General features: G+C 58.0%; 19 protein-coding genes and 2 tRNA genes. 17 read left to right on the top strand and 4 right to left on the bottom strand.

The window, feature by feature from the left end:
• The first annotated feature begins 49 nt into the window (after positions 1 to 49).
• The 6 genes from pal to nadA all read left to right on the top strand — a co-directional run bounded on the left by pal (position 50) and on the right by nadA (position 4,341).
• Positions 50 to 553 (top strand): peptidoglycan-associated lipoprotein Pal, encoded by a 504-nt coding sequence (gene pal / locus BN1079_RS04815; RefSeq protein WP_037022731.1) that lies wholly within the window; start codon positions 50 to 52, stop codon positions 551 to 553.
• A gap of 6 nt (positions 554 to 559) precedes the next feature.
• Positions 560 to 1,378, top strand: coding sequence for a tol-pal system protein YbgF (gene ybgF, locus BN1079_RS04810; RefSeq protein ID WP_037022729.1), 819 nt, complete (start codon positions 560 to 562; stop codon positions 1,376 to 1,378).
• A gap of 113 nt (positions 1,379 to 1,491) precedes the next feature.
• Complete coding sequence (gene queE / locus BN1079_RS04805; RefSeq protein WP_037026622.1) at positions 1,492 to 2,139, top strand: 7-carboxy-7-deazaguanine synthase QueE; 648 nt, start codon at positions 1,492 to 1,494, stop codon at positions 2,137 to 2,139.
• Positions 2,140 to 2,178: 39 nt separating this feature from the next.
• Positions 2,179 to 2,853, top strand: coding sequence for a 7-cyano-7-deazaguanine synthase QueC (gene queC / locus BN1079_RS04800; protein ID WP_037022728.1), 675 nt, complete (start codon positions 2,179 to 2,181; stop codon positions 2,851 to 2,853).
• A 60-nt stretch (positions 2,854 to 2,913) separates the two neighbouring features.
• A tRNA-Lys gene (locus BN1079_RS04795) sits at positions 2,914 to 2,989 on the top strand.
• 293 nt (positions 2,990 to 3,282) lie between these two features.
• On the top strand, positions 3,283 to 4,341 hold the full coding sequence (gene nadA / locus BN1079_RS04790) for a quinolinate synthase NadA (RefSeq protein ID WP_037022725.1): 1,059 nt from the start codon (positions 3,283 to 3,285) through the stop codon (positions 4,339 to 4,341).
• Between the two features lie 38 nt (positions 4,342 to 4,379).
• On the opposite strand, the gene BN1079_RS04785 is transcribed toward nadA, so the two are convergent.
• Positions 4,380 to 5,810, bottom strand: a complete 1,431-nt coding sequence (locus BN1079_RS04785; RefSeq protein WP_037022723.1) for a M48 family metalloprotease — start codon at positions 5,808 to 5,810, stop codon at positions 4,380 to 4,382.
• A gap of 110 nt (positions 5,811 to 5,920) precedes the next feature.
• On the opposite strand from BN1079_RS04785, the gene BN1079_RS04780 reads away from it, so the two are divergent.
• Complete coding sequence (locus BN1079_RS04780) at positions 5,921 to 6,172, top strand: sulfurtransferase TusA family protein (RefSeq protein WP_037022721.1); 252 nt, start codon at positions 5,921 to 5,923, stop codon at positions 6,170 to 6,172.
• Between the two features lie 49 nt (positions 6,173 to 6,221).
• On the opposite strand, the gene BN1079_RS04775 is transcribed toward BN1079_RS04780, so the two are convergent.
• Both BN1079_RS04775 and BN1079_RS04770 read right to left on the bottom strand, forming a co-directional pair.
• Complete coding sequence (locus tag BN1079_RS04775) at positions 6,222 to 6,695, bottom strand: peroxiredoxin (RefSeq protein ID WP_037022719.1); 474 nt, start codon at positions 6,693 to 6,695, stop codon at positions 6,222 to 6,224.
• Between the two features lie 11 nt (positions 6,696 to 6,706).
• A complete protein-coding gene (locus BN1079_RS04770; RefSeq protein WP_037022718.1) occupies positions 6,707 to 7,267 on the bottom strand; it encodes a glycine cleavage system transcriptional repressor in 561 nt (186 codons plus the stop codon).
• Between the two features lie 217 nt (positions 7,268 to 7,484).
• Here BN1079_RS04770 and dapA point away from each other — a divergent pair, with 217 nt between their 5' ends.
• The 5 genes from dapA (at position 7,485) to BN1079_RS04745 (ending at position 12,272) form a co-directional block, all read left to right on the top strand.
• The gene (gene dapA, locus BN1079_RS04765) at positions 7,485 to 8,363 is read left to right on the top strand and encodes a 4-hydroxy-tetrahydrodipicolinate synthase (RefSeq protein WP_037022716.1); all 879 of its coding nucleotides are present in this window, start codon (positions 7,485 to 7,487) and stop codon (positions 8,361 to 8,363) included.
• Positions 8,364 to 8,404: 41 nt separating this feature from the next.
• Positions 8,405 to 9,505, top strand: coding sequence for an outer membrane protein assembly factor BamC (bamC, locus tag BN1079_RS04760; protein ID WP_037022714.1), 1,101 nt, complete (start codon positions 8,405 to 8,407; stop codon positions 9,503 to 9,505).
• Positions 9,506 to 9,629: 124 nt separating this feature from the next.
• Entirely contained in the window at positions 9,630 to 10,499 is an 870-nt protein-coding gene (locus BN1079_RS04755) for a phosphoribosylaminoimidazolesuccinocarboxamide synthase (protein WP_037022713.1), read from the top strand.
• A gap of 106 nt (positions 10,500 to 10,605) precedes the next feature.
• Positions 10,606 to 10,695, top strand: a tRNA-Ser gene (locus tag BN1079_RS04750).
• 638 nt (positions 10,696 to 11,333) lie between these two features.
• Positions 11,334 to 12,272 (top strand): pirin family protein, encoded by a 939-nt coding sequence (locus BN1079_RS04745; protein WP_197538852.1) that lies wholly within the window; start codon positions 11,334 to 11,336, stop codon positions 12,270 to 12,272.
• A gap of 460 nt (positions 12,273 to 12,732) precedes the next feature.
• Here BN1079_RS04745 and gltA read toward each other — a convergent pair whose 3' ends face one another.
• Positions 12,733 to 14,004, bottom strand: coding sequence for a citrate synthase (gltA, locus tag BN1079_RS04740; RefSeq protein ID WP_037022712.1), 1,272 nt, complete (start codon positions 14,002 to 14,004; stop codon positions 12,733 to 12,735).
• Between the two features lie 345 nt (positions 14,005 to 14,349).
• On the opposite strand from gltA, the gene sdhC reads away from it, so the two are divergent.
• The 5 genes from sdhC to BN1079_RS04715 all read left to right on the top strand — a co-directional run bounded on the left by sdhC (position 14,350) and on the right by BN1079_RS04715 (position 20,710).
• On the top strand, positions 14,350 to 14,736 hold the full coding sequence (sdhC, locus tag BN1079_RS04735; RefSeq protein ID WP_171819284.1) for a succinate dehydrogenase, cytochrome b556 subunit: 387 nt from the start codon (positions 14,350 to 14,352) through the stop codon (positions 14,734 to 14,736).
• Positions 14,730 to 15,098 carry a succinate dehydrogenase, hydrophobic membrane anchor protein gene (sdhD, locus tag BN1079_RS04730; RefSeq protein ID WP_037022709.1) on the top strand — a complete coding sequence of 123 codons (369 nt, stop codon included), beginning with the start codon at positions 14,730 to 14,732 and terminating at the stop codon, positions 15,096 to 15,098. The genes sdhC and sdhD overlap by 7 nt, the downstream gene beginning before the upstream one ends.
• A gap of 3 nt (positions 15,099 to 15,101) precedes the next feature.
• On the top strand, positions 15,102 to 16,874 hold the full coding sequence (sdhA, locus tag BN1079_RS04725; RefSeq protein WP_037022708.1) for a succinate dehydrogenase flavoprotein subunit: 1,773 nt from the start codon (positions 15,102 to 15,104) through the stop codon (positions 16,872 to 16,874).
• 10 nt (positions 16,875 to 16,884) lie between these two features.
• A complete protein-coding gene (locus BN1079_RS04720) occupies positions 16,885 to 17,589 on the top strand; it encodes a succinate dehydrogenase iron-sulfur subunit (protein WP_037022706.1) in 705 nt (234 codons plus the stop codon).
• Between the two features lie 289 nt (positions 17,590 to 17,878).
• A complete protein-coding gene (locus BN1079_RS04715; protein WP_037022703.1) occupies positions 17,879 to 20,710 on the top strand; it encodes a 2-oxoglutarate dehydrogenase E1 component in 2,832 nt (943 codons plus the stop codon).
• Positions 20,711 to 20,737: the final 27 nt, after the last annotated feature.

Here is a 20,737-nt window from a genome sequence, read left to right as displayed (position 1 = left end):
CGGTATCAACGCTTTAAACTAACCATTAAACACACTGGGGTTGTTACACATGGAAATGCTGAAATTCGGTAAGTTTGCTGCTCTGGCACTGGCCATGGCTGTTGCTGTTGGTTGTTCCTCTAAGGGCGGCGATGACTCCGGTGAAGGTTCCACCGCCATCGATCCGAACGCTGGTTACGGTGCTGATAGCGGTGCTGTTGACGGCAGCATGAGCGAAGAAGCCGCTCTGCGCGCCATCACCACCTTCTACTTCGAGTACGACAGCTCCGACCTGAAGCCTGAAGCCATGCGCGCACTGGACGTTCATGCCAAGGATCTGCAGTCCGCCGGCAACCGTGTTGTGCTGGAAGGCCACACTGACGAGCGTGGTACCCGTGAGTACAACATGGCTCTGGGCGAGCGTCGTTCCAAGGCCGTTCAGCGCTACCTGGTTCTGCAGGGCGTTTCCCCGGCTCAGCTGGAGCTGGTTTCCTATGGCGAAGAGCGTCCAGTTGCCATGGGTAACGACGAGCAGTCCTGGGCTCAAAACCGCCGTGTAGAGCTGCGCAAGTAATAAGCCATGCTTAAGCACCGTTATGCTCTGATGCTGTTCGCGCTTGGGCTGCCGCTTACTGCGGCGGCTCAGGTTCCGATTGTGGAATATGACTCGCGCAGCGGTAATGCTGCACCCGGGTCGGGCTATTCTGCCGGCGCAGATACAGGCGGTGCCTATGCCGGAGGCGGAGCGGCTGCTCCGTCTTCGGCGCAGGGCATGCTCTTTATTCAACTGCAGCAGATGCAGGAAGAAATAGCGCAGCTGCGCGGCATGCTCGAGATGCAACAGAATGATATCCAGCGCCTGCAACAGGAGGGGTTGGAGCGTTACCAGGATCTGGATCGTCGCTTGTCGCAAGGTGCGGCTGGTGGGGCGGTCGGTCAGAATTCTTCAGCCGCTGGCGTAACCGATGCTGGCGGAGCAGTGCAGACCCCTGCGGGTGCGTCGACGCAGGGCGGTGCGAGTGCCGATCCTGAAAAAGAAAAGTTGTACTACGATGCAGCCTTCGACCTGATCAAGGCCAAGGATTTTGATAAGGCCGCTCAGGCCTTTGCCGCGTTTCTGCGTAGGTATCCTGAGAGCGTCTACGCCGGCAATGCTCAATATTGGTTGGGTGAAGTGAACCTTGCCAATGGTGATCTTCAGGCTGCCGGTCAAGCCTTTGCCAAGGTCAGTCAGGCCTACCCGCAACACAGCAAGGTGCCGGATTCGCTATACAAGCTGGCTGATGTCGAGTTGCGGTTAGGTAACCGGGACAAGGCCCAGGGGATATTCCGCCAGGTTGTTGCTGACTACCCCAACAGCTCAGCTGCGCAGTTGGCGCAGCGTCAATTGAATCGTTAATCAGCGGCATGACTGACAAACCCGCCCAACGGCGGGTTTTTTCGTTAGAATCGCTGCCCCTTTACCCGCAACGGAGGCGGACGGCCTGTTTAGCCGTTACGCCCGTGGCTGATATGCAAAATACCCTGCGAATAACCGAGATTTTTTACTCGTTGCAGGGGGAAGCGCGCACAAGTGGCCTGCCCACAGTGTTCGTTCGCCTGACCGGCTGTCCCCTGCGCTGTCAATATTGCGATTCCGCTTATGCATTCAGCGGCGGCGAAATCATGTCGCTTCAGGCAATTCTGGAGCGCGTTGCATCCTTCAATCCCCGTTACATCTGCGTCACAGGCGGTGAGCCTCTTGCTCAGCCGGGCTGTTTGCCGTTGCTGCAACAGTTGTGTGATGCCGGTTATGAAGTATCGCTTGAGACGAGCGGGGCGCTGGATATTTCCGCTGTCGATGAGCGAGTGAGTCGGGTTGTCGATCTGAAAACGCCGGGCTCAGCTGAAGTGGGGCGCAATCTCTACGAGAACATCAACTGGCTGACTTCCAATGATCAGGTGAAGTTTGTCATCTGCTCACGGGAAGACTATGACTGGGCGGCTTCCAAACTGATCGAGTATCGCCTGCACGAACGTGCCGGCGAAGTGTTGTTCTCGCCCAGCTATGGGCAGGTTGATGCGCGCGCACTGGCTGAATGGATTATCAGTGACAATCTTCCGGTACGCATGCAGCTTCAGCTGCACAAGATTCTTTGGGACGATGCCCCAGGGCACTGATCGCTCCGGTATTCATCGCTTACAGCCAAGGTATTTGCAATGACTGAAAAGAAAGCTGTAATTCTGCTCTCGGGCGGGCTGGATTCCGCGACCGTCGTCGCCATGGCCAAAGCCCAGGGTTATGCCTGCTACAGCATGAGTTTCGACTATGGTCAGCGGCATCGTGCAGAGCTGCATGCTGCTGAGAGAGTTGCCAAGCAGCTGGGTGTGGTCGAACACAAGGTGATCGGCATGAACCTCAACGGTATTGGTGGCTCGGCGCTCACTGACAGCAGCATGGATGTTCCGGAGGAGCAGGTTGAAGGCATCCCCGTCACCTATGTGCCGGCGCGCAATACGCTGTTCCTTTCCCTGGCGTTGGGGTGGGCTGAAGTGCTGGGTGCGCGTGATATTTTCATTGGCGTTAATGCGGTCGATTACTCGGGTTATCCCGATTGTCGCCCCGAATTTGTAGAGGCATTCGAGCGGCTGGCCAATCTCGCCACCAAGGCGGGTGTCCAGGGGCAGGGCTTTAGAATCCGTGCGCCATTGCAGGATCTCAGCAAGGCTCAGATCATTCAGGAGGGCATTCGCCTGGGTGTTGATTATGCGATGACGGTGTCATGCTATCAGGCCGATGACTTGGGCCGCGCCTGTGGCAAGTGCGACAGCTGCCGTTTGCGTGCGGCTGGCTTCGAGGCGGCGGGTATTGAAGACCCGACTCGATATCACTGAAACTTTTTTCAAAAAAAACTTTGATTTAATCAATCAAATCAGTATCATGCGCTCCGCATCGGGTCGTTAGCTCAGTTGGTAGAGCAGTTGGCTTTTAACCAATTGGTCGTAGGTTCGAGTCCCACACGACCCACCATATTCTCCTTGTGAGATTAGAAGCCGGATACCGAGAGGTATCCGGCTTTTTTAATTTCCTGGATTTTCACGTGGGCAGCGCCGAGCATCGCTTGCTAACGCAAAGTGCCGGTCAAACCGCTCTGGCATCGGCCTCGCTTTCCCTTTTGTCGATGCTTCGGCTAGTATTCCTGCCCCTTTAGCCGGCCAAAGTATGCCGCGTGGCGCTTGCTCGCATGCTCTTCCCAGAGCGGCTCCCTTGGCCGGGTTATACTCGGCGCTTCATGCCATAACGTGCTTGCAGGACCTGTGAACATGACGCACATCCCCGAACGCATTCTTGTGCAGGCCCATCTGGCTGCCAGGCAGACTGTGCCACTGACGCCTGAACAGGAAGCGCAACTGTGTAGCGAGATCGCTGCCGAGCTGAAACGGCAGGATGCGGTTCTCGTCGCGCATTACTACACCGATCCGGTTATTCAGGCGTTGGCCGAGCAAACCGGAGGCTGTGTCGCCGATTCGCTTGAAATGGCGCGCTTTGGCAATGAACACCCGGCGCAGACCGTAGTGGTTGCCGGAGTTAGATTCATGGGTGAAACCGCCAAGATCCTCAACCCCGAAAAACGCATATTGATGCCAACCCTTGAGGCGACCTGTTCGCTGGATCTCGGGTGCCCGGTCGAGGAGTTTTCAGCTTTCTGCGACCAGCATCCAGAGCGCACGGTGGTGGTCTACGCCAATACCTCGGCTGCGGTGAAGGCGCGCGCAGACTGGGTAGTCACTTCCAGCTGTGCACTGGAGATTGTCGAGAGCCTGATGGATAACGGCGAGACGATCATCTGGGCGCCGGACAAGCACCTCGGTAGCTATGTGCAGCGCGAAACAGGTGTAGACATGCTGCTCTGGGACGGTGCCTGTATCGTTCATGAAGAGTTCAAGTCGAAGCAGCTTCAAGATATGAAGGCGCTATATCCAGATGCAGCTGTACTGGTGCATCCAGAGTCGCCGGAAGCGGTGATTGGATTGGCTGACGTGGTCGGCTCCACCAGTCAGCTGATCAAGGCGGCGCAAGAGCTGCCTAACTCGACATTCATCGTCGCCACCGACCGAGGCATCTTCTACAAGATGCAGCAGCTATGCCCGGAGAAGACCTTTATCGAGGCGCCTACGGCCGGCAGCGGCGCAACCTGCCGCAGTTGTGCGCATTGCCCGTGGATGGCCATGAACACCCTTGAGCGGACCTTGCAGAGCCTCCGCACGGGCAGCAATGAAATACTGGTTGATCCGGCGCTGATTCCGCGAGCGGTCAAGCCGCTCAAGCGCATGCTGGACTTCACCAAGGCGGCGCGTATCAGGCAGGCTGGCAACGCCTGATACCGTGCTGGATGGCGAGATGCATGCTGCGCTGATACTCAGCGCAGCATGTCCTCGATCATGCGCTTCTCCTCAGCCAGCTGCTGCTGGCGTGCGTCGATTCGAGCGGACATCTGGAAGTTGCTGGCTCGCCGCTTGGCGAAGTCCAGCTGCTCAATGGCCTGAGTGTAATCGCCGACCAGCGCGAAGAACTCTGCGCGGGCTTGATGCAGGCCGAGGATGTTGCCGGTCAGACCGCGCACCTCCGATACCTGGTACCAGACGTCAGGGTCTCTGGGGCGCGCTTCGACCAGCTTGTCCAGCTCGCTTTCAGCCTCCTGCAGACGGCCCTGCTTGACCAGTAGATCGATGCTTGCCTGCCTTACCGGGTAGCTGCCGGGATAAAGGGCGAGTAGCTGCTTGATGCGCCTGTCCGCTTCGCCCATGCGGTTTGCAGTGATATCGAGTTCGACCTGGGCCAGGTTGTAGGCCACTTCATCGGGTGCCTTTTGCAGCAGCGGCTGTAGCGTGCTTGCCGCCTCCTGCAGCTGGGCACTCCTGATCTGCGCCAATGCCAGGCCGTACCGAGCTGAATCAAGGCTTTCGTCTTCACTGAGCATGGCCCGGAAACGCTTGGCACTGAGGCCGGGCGTGCTTTCAAACTGCAAGTTGACCCGCGCGCGCATCAGCTGATAACGCAGACTGTCCTGCACGCCGCCCGGAGGGTATTGCTCGGCGCGGTTGCGGGTGTCGGCGATGCGGGATTCGCTGACCGGGTGGGTCAGCAGAAACTCGGGTGGTTTCTGGTCGTATCGATACTGGCGCATCAAGCGGCCGAACATGTCCGGCATCGCACGCGGATCATAGCCGGCCCGCTGAAGATTCAGGATGCCGATGCGATCAGCTTCCTGTTCGTTCTGCCGGGAGAAGCGTCGTTGCGCCTGAATCGCAGCAGCCTGGGTCGATACGATAGCTGCAATACCCGCATCGCCAGCACCGGCAGCGGCAGCTACCACGCCAGCCAGCATGGCGGCCATCACCGGCAGCTGCATACGCTTCTGTGCTTCCAGCCCGCGTGCGAAGTGACGCTGGGAAAGGTGTGCCAGTTCGTGAGCCATCACCGAAGCGTATTCGGCCTCGGTCTGCGCATGAATAAACAGCCCGCCATTGACCCCGATAATTCCTCCAGGCGCGGCAAATGCGTTTAGCTGAGGGCTGCGAAGCAGTACAAACTCCAGGCGGCGATCCTGTAGTTGGCTGGTTTCGGCCAGGCGGTAAACGCTGCGCTCCAGATAATCCTTTAGCAAGGGGTCGGACAGCTGCGGAACCTGGCCACGCAACAGGCTCAGCCAGGCGCGCCCTAGCTGATACTCCTGCTCCGGGGAGACGATTCCGGAGCTGGAATCACCCAGGGAAGGCAGGTCGTTAGCCATTGCCGGCTGCCCGATCAGGACGGCGAGTGACAGCAGGGTGGGGCGCAGCAATTTCATCAGGGTGGGGCTCACTGAGTCGGGGGATTGCTACTGTAGCCTTGAGCTCGGGTGGCTGGCCAGAGCTGCTTAAGGCTCGGTATTCTGCAGCCCTTTCGAGGAGATGATCAATGACTGAACAGGCTGCGTGCGCCATTGCTTATGACGCCGAACTGGATGCTAGTGGGCTTGCCTGCCCCATGCCCTTGCTCAAGGCCAAGCTGGCACTCAATGGGCTGGGCAGTGGGCAGGTATTGAAGGTAACGGCAACCGATCCGGGCTCACAGCGGGACTTCCATAGCTTCGCCCGGCTTGCAGGTCATGCGCTGCTGCATGAAGAGACGGAAGGGGAGGTTTATCGCTACTGGCTGCGCAAGGCCTGATTGGCAGCGCAAGAAATAGAGCACAGGGCCGGAAGCTCCGGCCCGCTTGTTACTCTTGGTTCAAAGCTTGGGCGGCCTGTAGTACGGCCTCGACGTGGCCCGGAACCTTAACGCCCCGCCATTGCTGGCGAAGAACCCCGGCGCTGTCTATGAGGAAGGTGCTGCGGTCGATGCCCATGTATTCCTTGCCATACAGCTTCTTTAGCTTGATGACGTCGAACAGCCTGCACAGCTGCTCATCCTTGTCGGAAATGAGCTCAAAGGGGAAGTTGTGCTTGGCCTTGAAGTTCTCGTGGGTTTTCAGACTGTCGCGTGAAATGCCGAACACCCGCGTGTTGGCCGCTTCGAAAGCTTCGTACAGATCACGGAATCCCTGGCCCTGGGTAGTGCAGCCCGGCGTATTGTCTTTGGGATAAAAATAGAACACCACCTGCTTACCCTTCAGGGTTTCGGGGGTAATCAGCTGGTCGCTGGTCGCCTGGGCCTGGAAGGCGGGGAGTGGGCGATCAATCTCGACGGACATAATGGGCTCCTTTATGGATTCTGCGGGCGCCAGGGTTCGATCAGGGCATCCAAATTCAAAGCGTCGGCGAAGTCGAGGAACTGGTCGCGCAGCCAGCTGATCTGCGTGCCGGCCGGCAGGGTGACGGTCAGAGTGGCGTTAAGCATGGTGCCGCCGGTTTGTGGCGCCTGGTAGGTGTCGCAAGTCAGGCTTTCCAGCTCGACGCGATGATCGATGAAGAACTGGCAAAGCTCATTGAGAATATCCGGGCGATAGTCGGAACTGACATAGGCCACGTATGGCAGTGCCTGCGGGCGGGCGTCCAGAGCTTCGCTACGGACCATCTGGGCAGTGAAATCATGTTTTTTTGCCAGGCCCGGCAATACGGTTTCCATGCGAGCCAGCGCGTCCCAGGTCCCGCTGATTTCCAGTGCCAGCGCACAGTATTCGCCGTGCCGGGTAAGTCGGGTGTTGACTACAGCGCAACGGTTCTCGTTGCTGGCCCTGCAAAGCACATTGGTGAGCTCCATTGGATTGCGGCCCAAAGCGCTGATGACAAGAAACTGTTCGCGGGGTACTGGAGGGGTGGACATGCAGCATTCCTGGCGGTAGTGAATCGGGCGGCCAGCCAAGCCGAAAACAGGTTAGGGTAGCGAAAAGCGCTGCAAGAGGGAAATCCGCATCGACGCTGCAGGTCGGATGGCGCCGATCCGGGTGCTATTTTCGTTGCTCCAGATGCCTCCGGTGTACTCGCAAAGCGTAAAGGAGCCTTGTACCATTACGCCTCTCTTTTTCGGCAGGAGCGGTTGCATGATTGCGGGCAGTATGGTGGCACTGGTCACGCCCATGGATGCGCAGGGTGGTCTTGATTGGGACAGCCTTAGCAAGCTGGTGGACTTCCATTTGCAGGAAGGCACCGATGCAATCGTTGCGGTCGGCACTTCGGGTGAATCGGCGACCCTCGATTACAGCGAAAACATTGAAGTGATTCGGCGCGTTGTCGATCAGGTAAATGGTCGTATCCCGGTAATCGCCGGCACGGGCGCCAACTCTACCCGTGAGGCCCTTGAGCTGACCGAGCAGGCCAAGGCCGTGGGTGCTGATGCCTGTCTGCTGGTTACTCCGTACTACAACAAGCCGACCCAGGAAGGCCTCTACCTACACTTCCGCCATATTGCCGAAGCGGTAGCCATTCCCCAGATCCTCTATAACGTGCCGGGCCGTACTGCCTGCGACATGCTGCCGGAGACTGTGGAGCGGCTGTCCAAGGTGCCGAACATTATCGGCATCAAGGAAGCCACCGGTGACCTCAAGCGTGGGCAGGAAGTGCTCGACCGTGTTGGCAAGGACTTCCTCGTCTACTCCGGCGACGACGCTACGGCAGTGGAACTGATTCTGATGGGAGGCAAGGGCAATATTTCCGTCACCGCCAACGTCGCGCCCCGTGCGATGAGTGATCTGTGCCGCGCCGCGCTCGCCGGTGACGCGGAAAAGGCACGCGCAATCAACGCCAGCCTGATGCCCTTGCACCAAGCGCTGTTCATCGAAGCCAACCCGATACCGGTCAAGTGGGCGCTACACGAAATGGGTTTGATTCCCGAGGGCATTCGCCTGCCTCTGACCTGGCTCAGCCAGCGTTGCCATGACCCACTGCGTCAGGCCATGCGGCAGACTGGTGTGCTGGCCTGAACCAATCCGGTGTACCGGTTTTAATAATGTAAGGAACACGCATGAAGCGACTGGCCGGACTCTCGACCCTTGCCCTGATCATCTCTGGAACTAGCGGCTGTGGCTGGTTGTGGGGCGAAGATGGATACTTTCGCGACCGTGGCAGCGACTATCTGCAAGCGCATCAGGTCGCTCCCATGCAGGCCCCGGCTGGCAGCGAGCTGCGTTCGATCGAGCCGTTGCTGCCTATTCCCCAGCACATCCCCGATATGCGCTCGACCGGCGAATATGAAGTGCCGCGGCCGCAGCGGTTGGTGGTAGTTGAGGAGGCCAGTGAATTCAGCCTGCAGACCTCGGAAGAGGCTCGCTGGCTGGTTGCGCTCCGTGCGCCGACGCAAGTCTGGACTGCGGCGCGCCAGTACTTCGTCAACAATGGATTCCAGATTGCTGAAGAGCGTCCGCAGACTGGCGAGTTCACCACGGCTTGGCAAACGCGTGACCAGCTTTCTCCAGCCCTGGTGCGCAACCTGGGGCTGGGGCAAGACGAAACCCGAGTGCGTGTACGCATTGAGCCAGGCGTCCAGCGTGATACCAGCGAAATCTTTCTGCTCAGCGTTCAGCGTCCCGCCGGAAGTAGCGAGGATATAGGCTGGCCTGAAAAGACCGTCAATGCCGAGCTTGACCGAGTATTGCTCGATGAACTGCAGGTTGGCTTGACCAGCAGTGCGGAGCAGGGCAGTTCGACTTCCCTGTTGGCTGAGCGTGCGTTCGACGCGCCGAGCCGGGTAACCCTCAGCGAAGCAGGCAGTGGCAGCCCGGTATTGCAGCTCGATACTGACTTCAACCGCGCCTGGTCCAGTGTTGGTCGCGCACTTGCCGCCAGCGACATCCTTGTCGAAGATTTGGATCGTAGCTTGGGTGTGTACTACATCAACCTGGCCGAAGGCGCAGCGAACCCGGATGACAAGCCAGGATTCTTCTCTCGGCTGTTCGGCGGTGCGCCGAGTCGTAAGGAAATCGAAGCCCGGGCCGAGCGCTACCAGGTTCGCGTGATGGAGGTGAGTGGCAACGTACAGGTCACTCTGGACAAAGACCTCGACACGGTGGCTCCCGCGGACGTTGCGCGGCGCGTGCTGAACATGCTCAAGGACAGCCTGGGCTGATTGTCTCGGCAGTCCGGCGATCCGAAACAGGCGAAACCATCGGTTTCGCCTGTTTCGTTTAACCACAGACCTTATTTGATATGGCTTGCCGCTGACGCAGCGTATCGGAATTCAGAGAATCAACATGACTACTCCAAGTGCTCTCAGTCTGAAAAAAATCTACTCCGGCAAGGTTCGCGACCTTTACGAAATTGATGACAGACGCATGCTCATGGTTGCCACCGACCGGCTTTCAGCGTTCGATGTGATTCTCGCCGAGCCGATTCCGGAGAAGGGGAAGATTCTTACTGCCATCTCCAATTTCTGGTTCGACAAGCTTCGGCATCTGGTGCCCAACCACTTCACCGGTGATAGGGTCGAGGACGTCGTAAGTCCCGCCGAACTGCCGCTGGTAGAAGGGCGTGCGGTGGTTGCCAAGCGCCTCAAGCCGGTTGCTGTGGAGGCGATCGTGCGTGGCTATATCGCAGGTTCCGGCTGGAAGGAATACCAAAGGAGCGGCACCGTCTGTGGCATTCAATTACCCGCAGGCCTTAAAGAGGCTGCAAAGTTGCCGGAGCCGATCTTTACTCCCTCGACCAAGGCTGCAGTAGGTGACCACGACGAGAACATCTCCTTCGAGCAATGCGAGGCCATCATCGGCAAGGAGTTGGCTGCTCAGGTGCGTGACGTCTCCGTGGCGCTCTACAGTGCTGCTGTGGAGTACGCAGCAACTCGCGGCATCATTATCGCCGACACCAAATTCGAGTTCGGCCTCGATGAAAACGGCACTCTTACCCTTATGGATGAAGTGCTGACTCCCGACTCCAGCCGTTTCTGGCCGGCAGACAGTTACTGTGAAGGCAGTAATCCTCCTAGTTTCGATAAGCAGTTCGTGCGTGACTGGCTCGAGTCCACTGGCTGGAACAAGGAGCCACCTGCTCCCGCAATTCCCGCAGACGTTGCGCAGAAAACCGCCGACAAGTATCGCGAAGCTCTGACGCGACTTACGGTTTGATGTGGAAGCTACGAGAGCTTTGTAGTCGTAATAAGTTGAAAAACGGACAAAAAAGCCTGTAGCGGGGTTCGACAATAGCGCATGAACTGATATCATGCGCGCCGCTGGAGAGATGCCGGAGTGGCCGAACGGGACGGATTCGAAATCCGTTGAACAGGCAACTGTTCCTAGGGTTCAAATCCCTATCTCTCCGCCACTATTAAAAAGCCCCGTAACTCGTTGAGTTACGGGGCTTTTGCTTTCTCGAGTTACTACTCTGTTTGACTACTCTGAACAGAGCTTGCTGGTGGTGATTGGCTTTTCCCTTTGTTGGGCTTGAGCTTACACAGGGAGCGAGAGCAGGCATCGCCCCAGCGATAGCCTCTGCCGTTGACACCATCTGCTTTCAGGCATTCAGCAACGCCAGCAAGAGTCTTCGTGACGCGAAGGGTGATGCAGCTCTATCGTGCCGCGGATGCCTGCAGCGAAGGCGTCGGTCTATTCTCTGCCTTAGCCTGATCGGCTTCTTGTACGGCGCTTGCCATCGCTTAGCGACGGTCTGTCTTCGCAATTCCGGTTGCCTCCCTGCCCGAGCACTCTTAGCACGTACTTGTAGATTATGTTCGAATAAATCGAGCGCTTTGTTCTAAATTAGACGGCTATTTAGTTAAGTGGGGTCGGTGCATGATTTTCTCACTGCAGCTCACCAGGGTGGTGGCACATACAGAGGAACACCCCAACGGCGATCATTTCTAATTCCTTGAACGTTTTGACGCATATTACCTAGCTATTACTGAAAAGCGCGCGTCGTTAGAGTGTGAGCACAACTTGAATCAGCTGCTCAGCGAGATCGCCATGACCATTCAGACCCAACACTCGTTGATCGAGCAGGTCGTTCTGCCTAACGTTCGCGACCTAGGCGGTTTCGATGTATGTCGGGCGCTGCCTTCGAAGCAGCGGCGCATGGGCGGCCCCTTCGTGTTTCTAGGCAGCTTCGGACCGGTGGTTTTCGGCGTAGGCGGGCACCTGGGTACCCGCGCGCACCCACACATTGGCCTGGCGACCATCAGCTACCTGCTCCAAGGCGAAATGCTGTATCGAGACAGCGCAGGGCATACCCAGCAGCTTCAGGCCGGGGAGATTAACCTGATGGTTGCCGGCCGCGGCATCGTCCATTCCGAGCGCTCCGGCAAGCCCGAGGGGGCAAGTGCCGGCTCGCTCATGGGGCAGGCATGGGTGGCATTACCGGATGCGCACGAAGAAACGGAGCCGGGCTTCCAGCACCTAGCGGCACCCACTCTCCCATCCACTGACGGTGACGGTCTTACCTTGCGCTTGCTGGCCGGATCCTTGAGGGGCAGGTCGCATCGACCCGGACGTTCTCAGATCTCTTCTACGCCGACCTGCAATTGGAAGCTGGGGCCTCTTATCGCCTTTTGGGGAGCATATCGAACGTGCGGTTTATGTGGTCGCTGGCGAAGTCGAGGTGGTGGGCAGATGGGCCGTTTCGGTGCCGATCAACTGGTGCTCCTGCGCCCGGGCGGCGACATCATTATCCGCGCGCTCAAAGGCGCTCGGCTGGTACTGCTCGGTGGCGAGCCGCTTGAGGGGTCGCGCCATATCTACTGGAACTTCGTCTCCAGCAGCCGGCAGGAGCGCATCCTTCAGGCCGCTGAGACTGGCGCACGCGCCGTTTTCCCAGGATGCCCGCTGAAGACTGCCTCCCACTACCGGATACAGCGCGCTGGCGGTCCAAGTAATAACCGCCGTAACGCGCTCACGACCTCAGCTTGAACATTCGACTCGCGACCCAGCGACCCAGCGACCCAGCGACCCAGCGACCATGCGTCATTAACATAGGTTTATTGTTATCGCGGCTGCAGCGTTGCTCACCAACGGTATGTCGCTGCTAGGTGTCGCTGAAGGCTCTGCCGGTGGCATCGCTCGAGCGTTGGAGTGTAAAAGCTGTCTTAATCGCAGATCCGAAATCGCTGGGGCAATTGAGGGCGCAGGCCAGCGGCTTTCGTCTGAGTGCCCTCCAGCCGTGGGCCCGTTATGGGGGGCGCGCAGGGCGTCGTTCAAGTGCAGCAGGCTGCAGCTTTTTCCGCTAGTTTCAATATGTCGTCGGCATTCACAGGGCGTGGCGGCTATGTGCGTTGTTTCAGCATGGGCAGGAATGCAAAAGCCCCGGCCGAAGGCCAGGGCTTTTAGGCTGATCTGAAAGCCTTAAAGCGCTTTCAGAGGCTGGTCAGCATCAGTACGGCAGATCACGCTTGGCATGACCGGTGTAGAGCTGACGCGGGCGACCGATCTTCTGGCCGCTGGCGATCATTTCTTTCCAGTGCGAGATCCAGCCGACTGTCCGCGCCAGGGCGAAGATTACGGTGAACATGCTGGTCGGAATGCCAATGGCCTTGAGGATGATGCCCGAGTAGAAGTCTACGTTCGGATACAGGTTGCGCTCGGCGAAGTAGGGGTCCTTCAGCGCAATTTCTTCAAGCTTCATGGCCAGCTCAAGCTGCGGGTCGTTGATGCCCAGCTCGCCAAGTACCTCGTCGCAGGTCTGCTTCATGACCTTGGCACGCGGATCGAAGTTCTTGTAGACGCGGTGGCCGAAGCCCATCAGTTTGAATGGATCGTTCTTGTCCTTGGCCTTGGCAAGGAATTTCTCGATGTTGGAAACGTCGCCGATCTCATCCAGCATGGTGAGTACGGCTTCGTTTGCACCGCCATGCGCCGGGCCCCAGAGCGCGGCGATACCGGCAGCGATACAGGCGAAGGGGTTGGCGCCGGTGGAGCCAGCCAGGCGAACGGTGGAGGTCGAGGCGTTCTGCTCGTGATCGGCATGGAGGATAAAGATGCGATCCATAGCCTTGGCCAGCACCGGGCTGATCGGTTTGATCTCGGCCGGAGTGTTGAACATCATGTGCAGGAAGTTTTCCGCATAGTTCAGGTCATTGCGCGGATACATCAGCGGCTGACCCATGGAGTACTTGTAGACCATTGCGGCTATGGTCGGCATCTTGGCGATCAGGCGGTGTGCGGAGATCTCGCGATGCTTGGGGTCGTTGATATCAAGCGAGTCGTGGTAGAAGGCGGACAGGGCGCCAACGATGCCGCACATCACGGCCATCGGGTGAGCGTCACGACGGAAGCCGTGGAGGAAAGACTTCAACTGCTCGTGGACAATGGTGTGGTTCTTGATGGTGTCAACGAACTTGGCTTTCTGCTCGGTAGTAGGCAGTTCGCCATTGAGCAGAAGGTAGCAAGTTTCCAGGTAATCGGATTTCTCGGCCAGCTGTTCGATGGGGTAGCCGCGGTGCAGCAGGATGCCCTTGTCACCGTCGATGTAGGTGATCTTTGACTCGCAAGAGGCTGTCGACATGAAACCGGGGTCGAAGGTAAAACGACCTGTGGAGGTCAGGCCTCGTACGTCGACTACATCAGGTCCCATGGTACCGGTTAGAACGGGCAGTTCGACGGCATCAGAACCCTCGATGATCAACTGCGCTTTGGTGTCAGCCATGTATGGCCTCCTGTTTTATGCTTGGAATCATCATGGCCCCCCACGCAGGGCCCGCATCACTATAGTGAGATAAATCACAAAGTCAATTTGCGCGGAAGCCTTTCGTAGAGGGCGTTACCGGGGTGAATTCGCAATACAAGAAACCTGTTTACGGCATTTATATATGGGTCGCCATCCACCTTTAGTGGCACTTCACCACATTGTCATTAGCGCCCTAACTGTTTATAATCGGAAACCGACCGGCAGGGGCCTAACGGGCAGTTTCTGCGGGTTGTCACTCGTGGGTGGCGGGTGCCACTGAGCGCTCTTCCCAACAACTTTGCCCTGCGTCTTGGGGCCTCAAGTGTGAAAAAAGCCGTGAAAAGCCAACGACCTGTAAACCTAGATCTTAGGACAATAAAACTCCCAATCACTGCCTACTCGTCGATCCTTCATCGTATCTCCGGTGTCATTCTGTTCTTTGGTGTGGCCATTTTGCTGTTTGCGCTGGATACGTCACTTTCTTCTGCGGAAGGTTTTGAAGAGGTGAAGGCGTGCTTCGGCAGTCCGCTGGCCAAGCTGGTGGTCTGGGGGTTGTTGTCAGCGCTGCTGTATCACTTGGTGGCCGGTACACGTCACCTGATTATGGATGCGGGGCATGGCGAGACGCTGGAAGGCGGTAAGCTGGGCTCGAAAATCGTTCTGGCCGTTTCGGCGGTGCTGATCGTTCTGGCGGGAGTGTGGATATGGTAACCAACGTCACGAACTTTTCGCGTTCGGGTCTCTATGACTGGATGGCTCAGCGCGTTTCGGCAGTTGTCCTGGCAGTTTATTTCCTCTTTCTGATCGGATACCTGATTGTCAATCCGGATCTGGAGTTCGAGCAGTGGCATGCGCTGTTCTCTGCGACCTGGATGCGCATCTTCAGTCTGCTGGCACTGGTTTCTCTGGCTGTCCATGCGTGGGTTGGTATGTGGACCATTTCCACTGACTACCTGACCAACATGGCCATCGGCAAGTGGGCTACCAGCGTACGTTTCCTGTTCCAGGCAGTGTGTGGCATCGCCATGTTCACACTCTTCGTCTGGGGTGTGCAGATTCTTTGGGGTATCTGATTCATGGCTAGCATTCGTACTCTTTCTTATGACGCCATCATTATCGGTGGTGGTGGCGCGGGCATGCGCGCAGCGCTGCAACTGGCTCAGGGTGGTCATAAGACTGCCGTAGTGACCAAGGTGTTCCCGACTCGCTCTCATACGGTTTCCGCTCAGGGTGGCATCACCTGTGCCATCGCATCGGCTGACCCGAACGATGACTGGCGCTGGCATATGTACGATACCGTCAAAGGTTCCGACTATATCGGCGACCAGGACGCTATCGAATACATGTGCTCCGTTGGTCCCGAGGCTGTGTTCGAACTTGAGCACATGGGCCTGCCATTCTCGCGTACTGAGCAGGGCCGCATTTATCAGCGTCCGTTCGGTGGTCAGTCCAAGGACTACGGAAAGGGTGGTCAGGCTGCTCGTACCTGCGCCGCTGCGGACCGTACTGGTCACGCCCTGCTGCACACTCTGTACCAGGCCAACCTGAAGGCCGGCACCTCCTTCCTCAACGAATGGTATGCCGTCGATCTGGTGAAGAACCAGGATGGCGCCATCGTTGGTGTGATTGCGATCTGCATCGAGAACGGCGAGACCGTCTACATCCGCTCCAAGGCCGTTGTTCTGGCGACCGGTGGTGCCGGTCGTATCTATGCGTCGACTACCAATGCTCTGATCAATACGGGCGATGGTGTTGGCATGGCCCTGCGTGCTGGCGTACCGGTGCAGGATATCGAGATGTGGCAGTTCCACCCGACCGGTATCGCCGGTGCTGGTGTGCTGGTTACCGAAGGCTGCCGCGGTGAGGGTGGTTACCTCATCAACAAGCATGGCGAGCGCTTCATGGAGCGTTACGCTCCGAATGCCAAGGACCTTGCCGGTCGCGATGTGGTCGCACGCTCCATGGTCAAGGAAATTCTCGCCGGCAACGGCTGTGGTCCGAATGGCGACCACGTCATGCTCAAGCTCGATCACCTGGGCGAAGAAGTCCTGCACAGCCGTCTGCCCGGCATTTGTGAGCTGTCCAAGACGTTTGCACACGTCGATCCGGTTACTGCTCCGGTTCCTGTTGTTCCGACCTGCCACTACATGATGGGTGGTGTTGCAACCAATATTCATGGCCAGGCGATCAGTCAGGATGCCAATGGCAACGATAAGATCGTTGAAGGTCTGTTCGCTGTGGGCGAGGTTGCTTGTGTATCGGTTCATGGTGCCAACCGTCTGGGCGGTAACTCGTTGCTCGACCTGGTAGTGTTCGGTCGCGCCGCAGGCCTGCATCTTGAGAAGGCGCTGAAGGACGGTGTTGAGCACCGTGGTGCCAGCGAAACCGATCTGGATGTGGCACTGAGCCGTCTTGCAAACCTGAACGAGCGCACCACCGGTGAAGACGTCGCGCCGCTGCGTAAGGAACTGCAAAGCTGCATGCAGAACTACTTCGGCGTGTTCCGTACTGGCGAGTACATGCAGAAGGGCATCGCTCAGCTCTCCGAGTTGCGCGAGCGTATCGCCAACGTGAAGATTTCCGACAAGAGCCAGGCGTTCAATACTGCCCGTATCGAAGCTTTGGAACTGCAGAACCTGCTGGAAGTCGCTGAAGCTACCGCCATCGCTGCCGAGGCCCGCAAAGAGTCGCGCGGCGCGCATGCCCGTGAAGATTTCGAAGAGCGTGACGATGAGAACTGGCTGTGCCACACCCTGTACTTCCCGGGTGAAAAGCGCGTAGCCAAGCGTGCCGTCAACTTCTCTCCGAAAACAGTTCCGACTTTCGAACCTATGGTTCGGACTTATTGAGGTCGCCGATATGTTGCAAGTGAGCGTCTATCGCTACAACCCGGACAAAGATGAAAAGCCGTACATGCAGGATTTTCAGGTCAATACCGATGGTAAGGATCTGATGGTTCTGGACGTGCTGGCCCTCATCAAGGAACAGGATCAGGGTTTCTCCTATCGTCGTTCCTGCCGTGAAGGTGTCTGCGGTTCGGATGGCATGAACATGAACGGCAAGAACGGCCTGGCCTGCATCACGCCGCTGTCAGCAGTGGTTTCGGGTGGCAAGCTGGTAGTTCGTCCGCTGCCGGGTCTGCCAGTCATTCGTGACCTGGCCGTCGATATGAGCATCTTCTACAAGCAGTACGAGAAGGTTCGCCCTTATTTGATGAACGATACCCCGGCACCGGCTATCGAACGTCTTCAGAGCCCGGAAGATCGCGAGAAGCTGGATGGTCTGTACGAGTGCATTCTGTGCGCTTGCTGCTCGACCAGCTGCCCGTCCTTCTGGTGGAACCCGGACAAGTTCCTCGGTCCCGCGGCGTTGCTGCAGGCCTATCGTTTCCTGGCCGATAGCCGCGATACCGAAACTGAAGAGCGTCTGGCTGCTCTGGATGATCCGTTCAGCGTGTTCCGTTGCCGGGGCATCATGAACTGCGTCAGTGTCTGCCCTAAGGGTCTGAACCCCACCAAGGCAATTGGGCACGTGCGCAACATGCTGTTGCAGAGCGCAACCTGATGAGCGTCAGGGGCTTGGGGCTATTCGCGTAGCCGCTGCCTCGCTGTGTTTTACCGCGACACCTACGGCGCTGAGTTCAACTCGGCGCCGTAGTTTTAGTAGGAATTCCAGCCCACAAAGCCGGAGTTTCACTCTGAATATTTGATGACCAGCCGGAGCATCTGGGGTGGTACCCCGGAAACTATCTGCGCGGTCCGTAGTGGCTTTACCTGGGTCGCTGCTTCAGAACTGGGAAAGTCATGCTGCGGTCTCCACGCTGGTGGTGTCTCCTTATCGAAGGTGACCAGACATGCAAGAAAGCGTAATGCAGCGCATGTGGGACAGTGCCCACCTATCCGGTGGTAACGCTGCCTATGTGGAAGAACTCTATGAGCTCTACCTGCACGATCCCAACGCTGTGCCCGAAGAGTGGCGCACCTACTTCCAGAAGTTGCCCGTAAGCGGCAGCGCTACAGCCGATGTCTCGCACGCTACGATTCGCGATCATTTCGTGCTACTGGCCAAGAATCAGCGTCGTGCGCAGCCTGTGTCCGCAGGCAGTGTGAGCAGTGAGCACGAGAAGAAGCAGGTCGAAGTGCTGCGTCTGATTCAGGCATTCCGGATGCGTGGTCATCAGGCTGCACAGCTCGATCCGCTTGGGCTGCAGCAGCGCAAGGCTCCTGCCGATCTGTCAATCAATCACTACAACCTGACCGATGCAGATCTGGATACGGTTTTCCGTACCGGTGATCTTGCCATTGGCCGGGACGAAGCAACCTTGCGTGAGATTCACCAGGCGTTGCAAGAGACTTACTGTCGCACCATCGGTGCCGAGTTCACCCATATCGTCGATTCCGAGCAGCGCAACTGGTTTATCCAGCGCTTGGAAAGCGTCCGTGGGCGTCCGGGCTTCACCCCCGAAATCAGAAGCCATCTGCTTGAGCGTCTGACCGCTGCCGAGGGTCTGGAAAAGTACCTGGGCACCAAGTATCCAGGCACCAAGCGTTTCGGTCTGGAGGGCGGTGAGAGTCTGATTCCGCTGCTGGACGAAATCGTTCAGCGCTCCGGCTCCTATGGCGTCAAGGAAATTGTCATCGGCATGGCCCACCGTGGTCGCCTCAACGTGCTGGTGAACACCTTCGGCAAGAACCCGCGTGATCTGTTCGACGAGTTCGAAGGCAAGAAGGTCGAAGGGCTGAGTTCCGGTGATGTGAAATACCACCAGGGCTTCTCCTCCAACGTGATGACGCCCGGTGGCGAAATTCACCTGGCCATGGCTTTCAACCCGTCCCACCTGGAAATTGTTTCTCCGGTGGTAGAGGGTTCGGTGCGTGCACGCCAGGACCGTCGTTGCGACCCGGTCGGCGACAAAGTGCTGCCTGTGACCATCCATGGTGACGCGGCTGTTGCCGGTCAGGGCGTGGTCATGGAAACCTTCCAGATGTCGCAGACCCGTGCCTACCGTACCGGTGGCACCATCCGCATCGTGGTCAACAACCAGGTTGGCTTCACTACCAACAAGCAGGAAGACGCGCGCTCGACAGAGTACGCCACCGATGTGGCGAAGATGATTCAGGCGCCGATCTTCCACGTAAACGCCGATGATCCGGAAGCCGTGCTGTTCGTCACCCAGCTGGCTGTCGATTACCGCATGCAGTTCAAGCGCGACGTCGTCATCGACCTGGTCTGCTACCGTCGTCGTGGCCACAACGAGGCCGACGAGCCAAGCGGCACCCAGCCGCTGATGTACCAGAAGATCGCCAAGCAGCGCACCACACGCGAGCTGTATGCCGATTCGCTGATGCAGTCCAAGATCCTCGACGAAGCCAGCGTACAGGCGAAGGTCGATGAGTACCGCACCGCGCTGGACAACGGTCTGCACGTGGTCAAGAGCCTGGTCAAGGAACCCAACAAAGAGCTGTTTGTTGATTGGCGTCCTTATCTGGGCCATGCATGGACGGCGCGTCACGACACCCGCTTTGATCTGAAAACCCTGCAGGAACTGTCGAGCAAGATGCTCGTGGTACCCGAAGGCTTTGTGGTCCAGCGCCAGGTCTCGAAGATTCTCGAAGACCGCGCGAAGATGGGTGCCGGCGCACTGGCGATCAACTGGGGCTATGCCGAGACACTGGCCTACGCGACCCTGCTGTTCGAAGGTCATCCGGTGCGCATCAGCGGCCAGGACGTGGGACGTGGAACCTTCTCGCATCGCCATGCCGCGTTGCACAACCAGAAGGACGGCAGCACACACATTCCGTTGCAGCACCTGTACGAGGGTCAGCCACGCTTCGATCTGTATGACTCCTTCCTCTCGGAAGAGGCGGTACTGGCGTTCGAATATGGCTATGCCACCACCATGCCTAACGCACTGGTGATCTGGGAAGCTCAGTTCGGTGACTTCGCCAACGGTGCTCAGGTTGTGATCGACCAGTTCATCACCAGTGGCGAGCACAAGTGGGGCCGACTCTGCGGTCTGACCATGCTGCTGCCACATGGTTATGAAGGGCAGGGCCCGGAACACTCTTCGGCGCGCCTGGAGCGCTACCTGCAGCTCTGTGCTGAGCAGAACATCCAGGTATGCGTACCGACCACGCCAGCGCAGGTCTATCACATGCTGCGCCGCCAGGCGATCCGGCCGCTGCGCAAGCCTCTGGTTGCACTCACGCCGAAGTCGCTGCTGCGCCATAAGCTGGCCACCTCGACTCTGGAGGACCTGACCGAAGGCTCGTTCCAGACTGTGCTTGGCGAAATCGATCAGATTGATCCAGCCAAGGTCGAACGCCTGATCATGTGTAGCGGTAAGGTCTACTACGACCTGCTGGAAAAGCGTCGCAACGAAGGCCGCGAAGACATTGCCATCGTGCGTATCGAGCAGCTGTATCCGTTCCCTGAGGACGACCTGGCTGAGGTGCTTGCCCCTTACCAGAACCTCAAATCCATCATCTGGTGTCAGGAAGAACCGATGAACCAGGGCGCGTGGTATTGCAGCCAGCATCACATGCGTCGTGTCGCCGTCGCGCACAAGAAGGAGCTGTTCCTGCAGTACGCTGGGCGTGAAGCTTCTGCTGCACCGGCTGTCGGCTATGCCTCCATGCATGCTGAGCAGCAGGAAAAGCTGCTTCAGGACGCCTTTACCGTTTAAACACTCGAGGAAGGGGCCGCGATCGTT

It is taken from the genome of Pseudomonas saudiphocaensis (assembly GCF_000756775.1).
Lineage (GTDB): Bacteria > Pseudomonadota > Gammaproteobacteria > Pseudomonadales > Pseudomonadaceae > Stutzerimonas > Stutzerimonas saudiphocaensis.
This window is presented reverse-complemented; position numbering and strand designations above follow the sequence as displayed.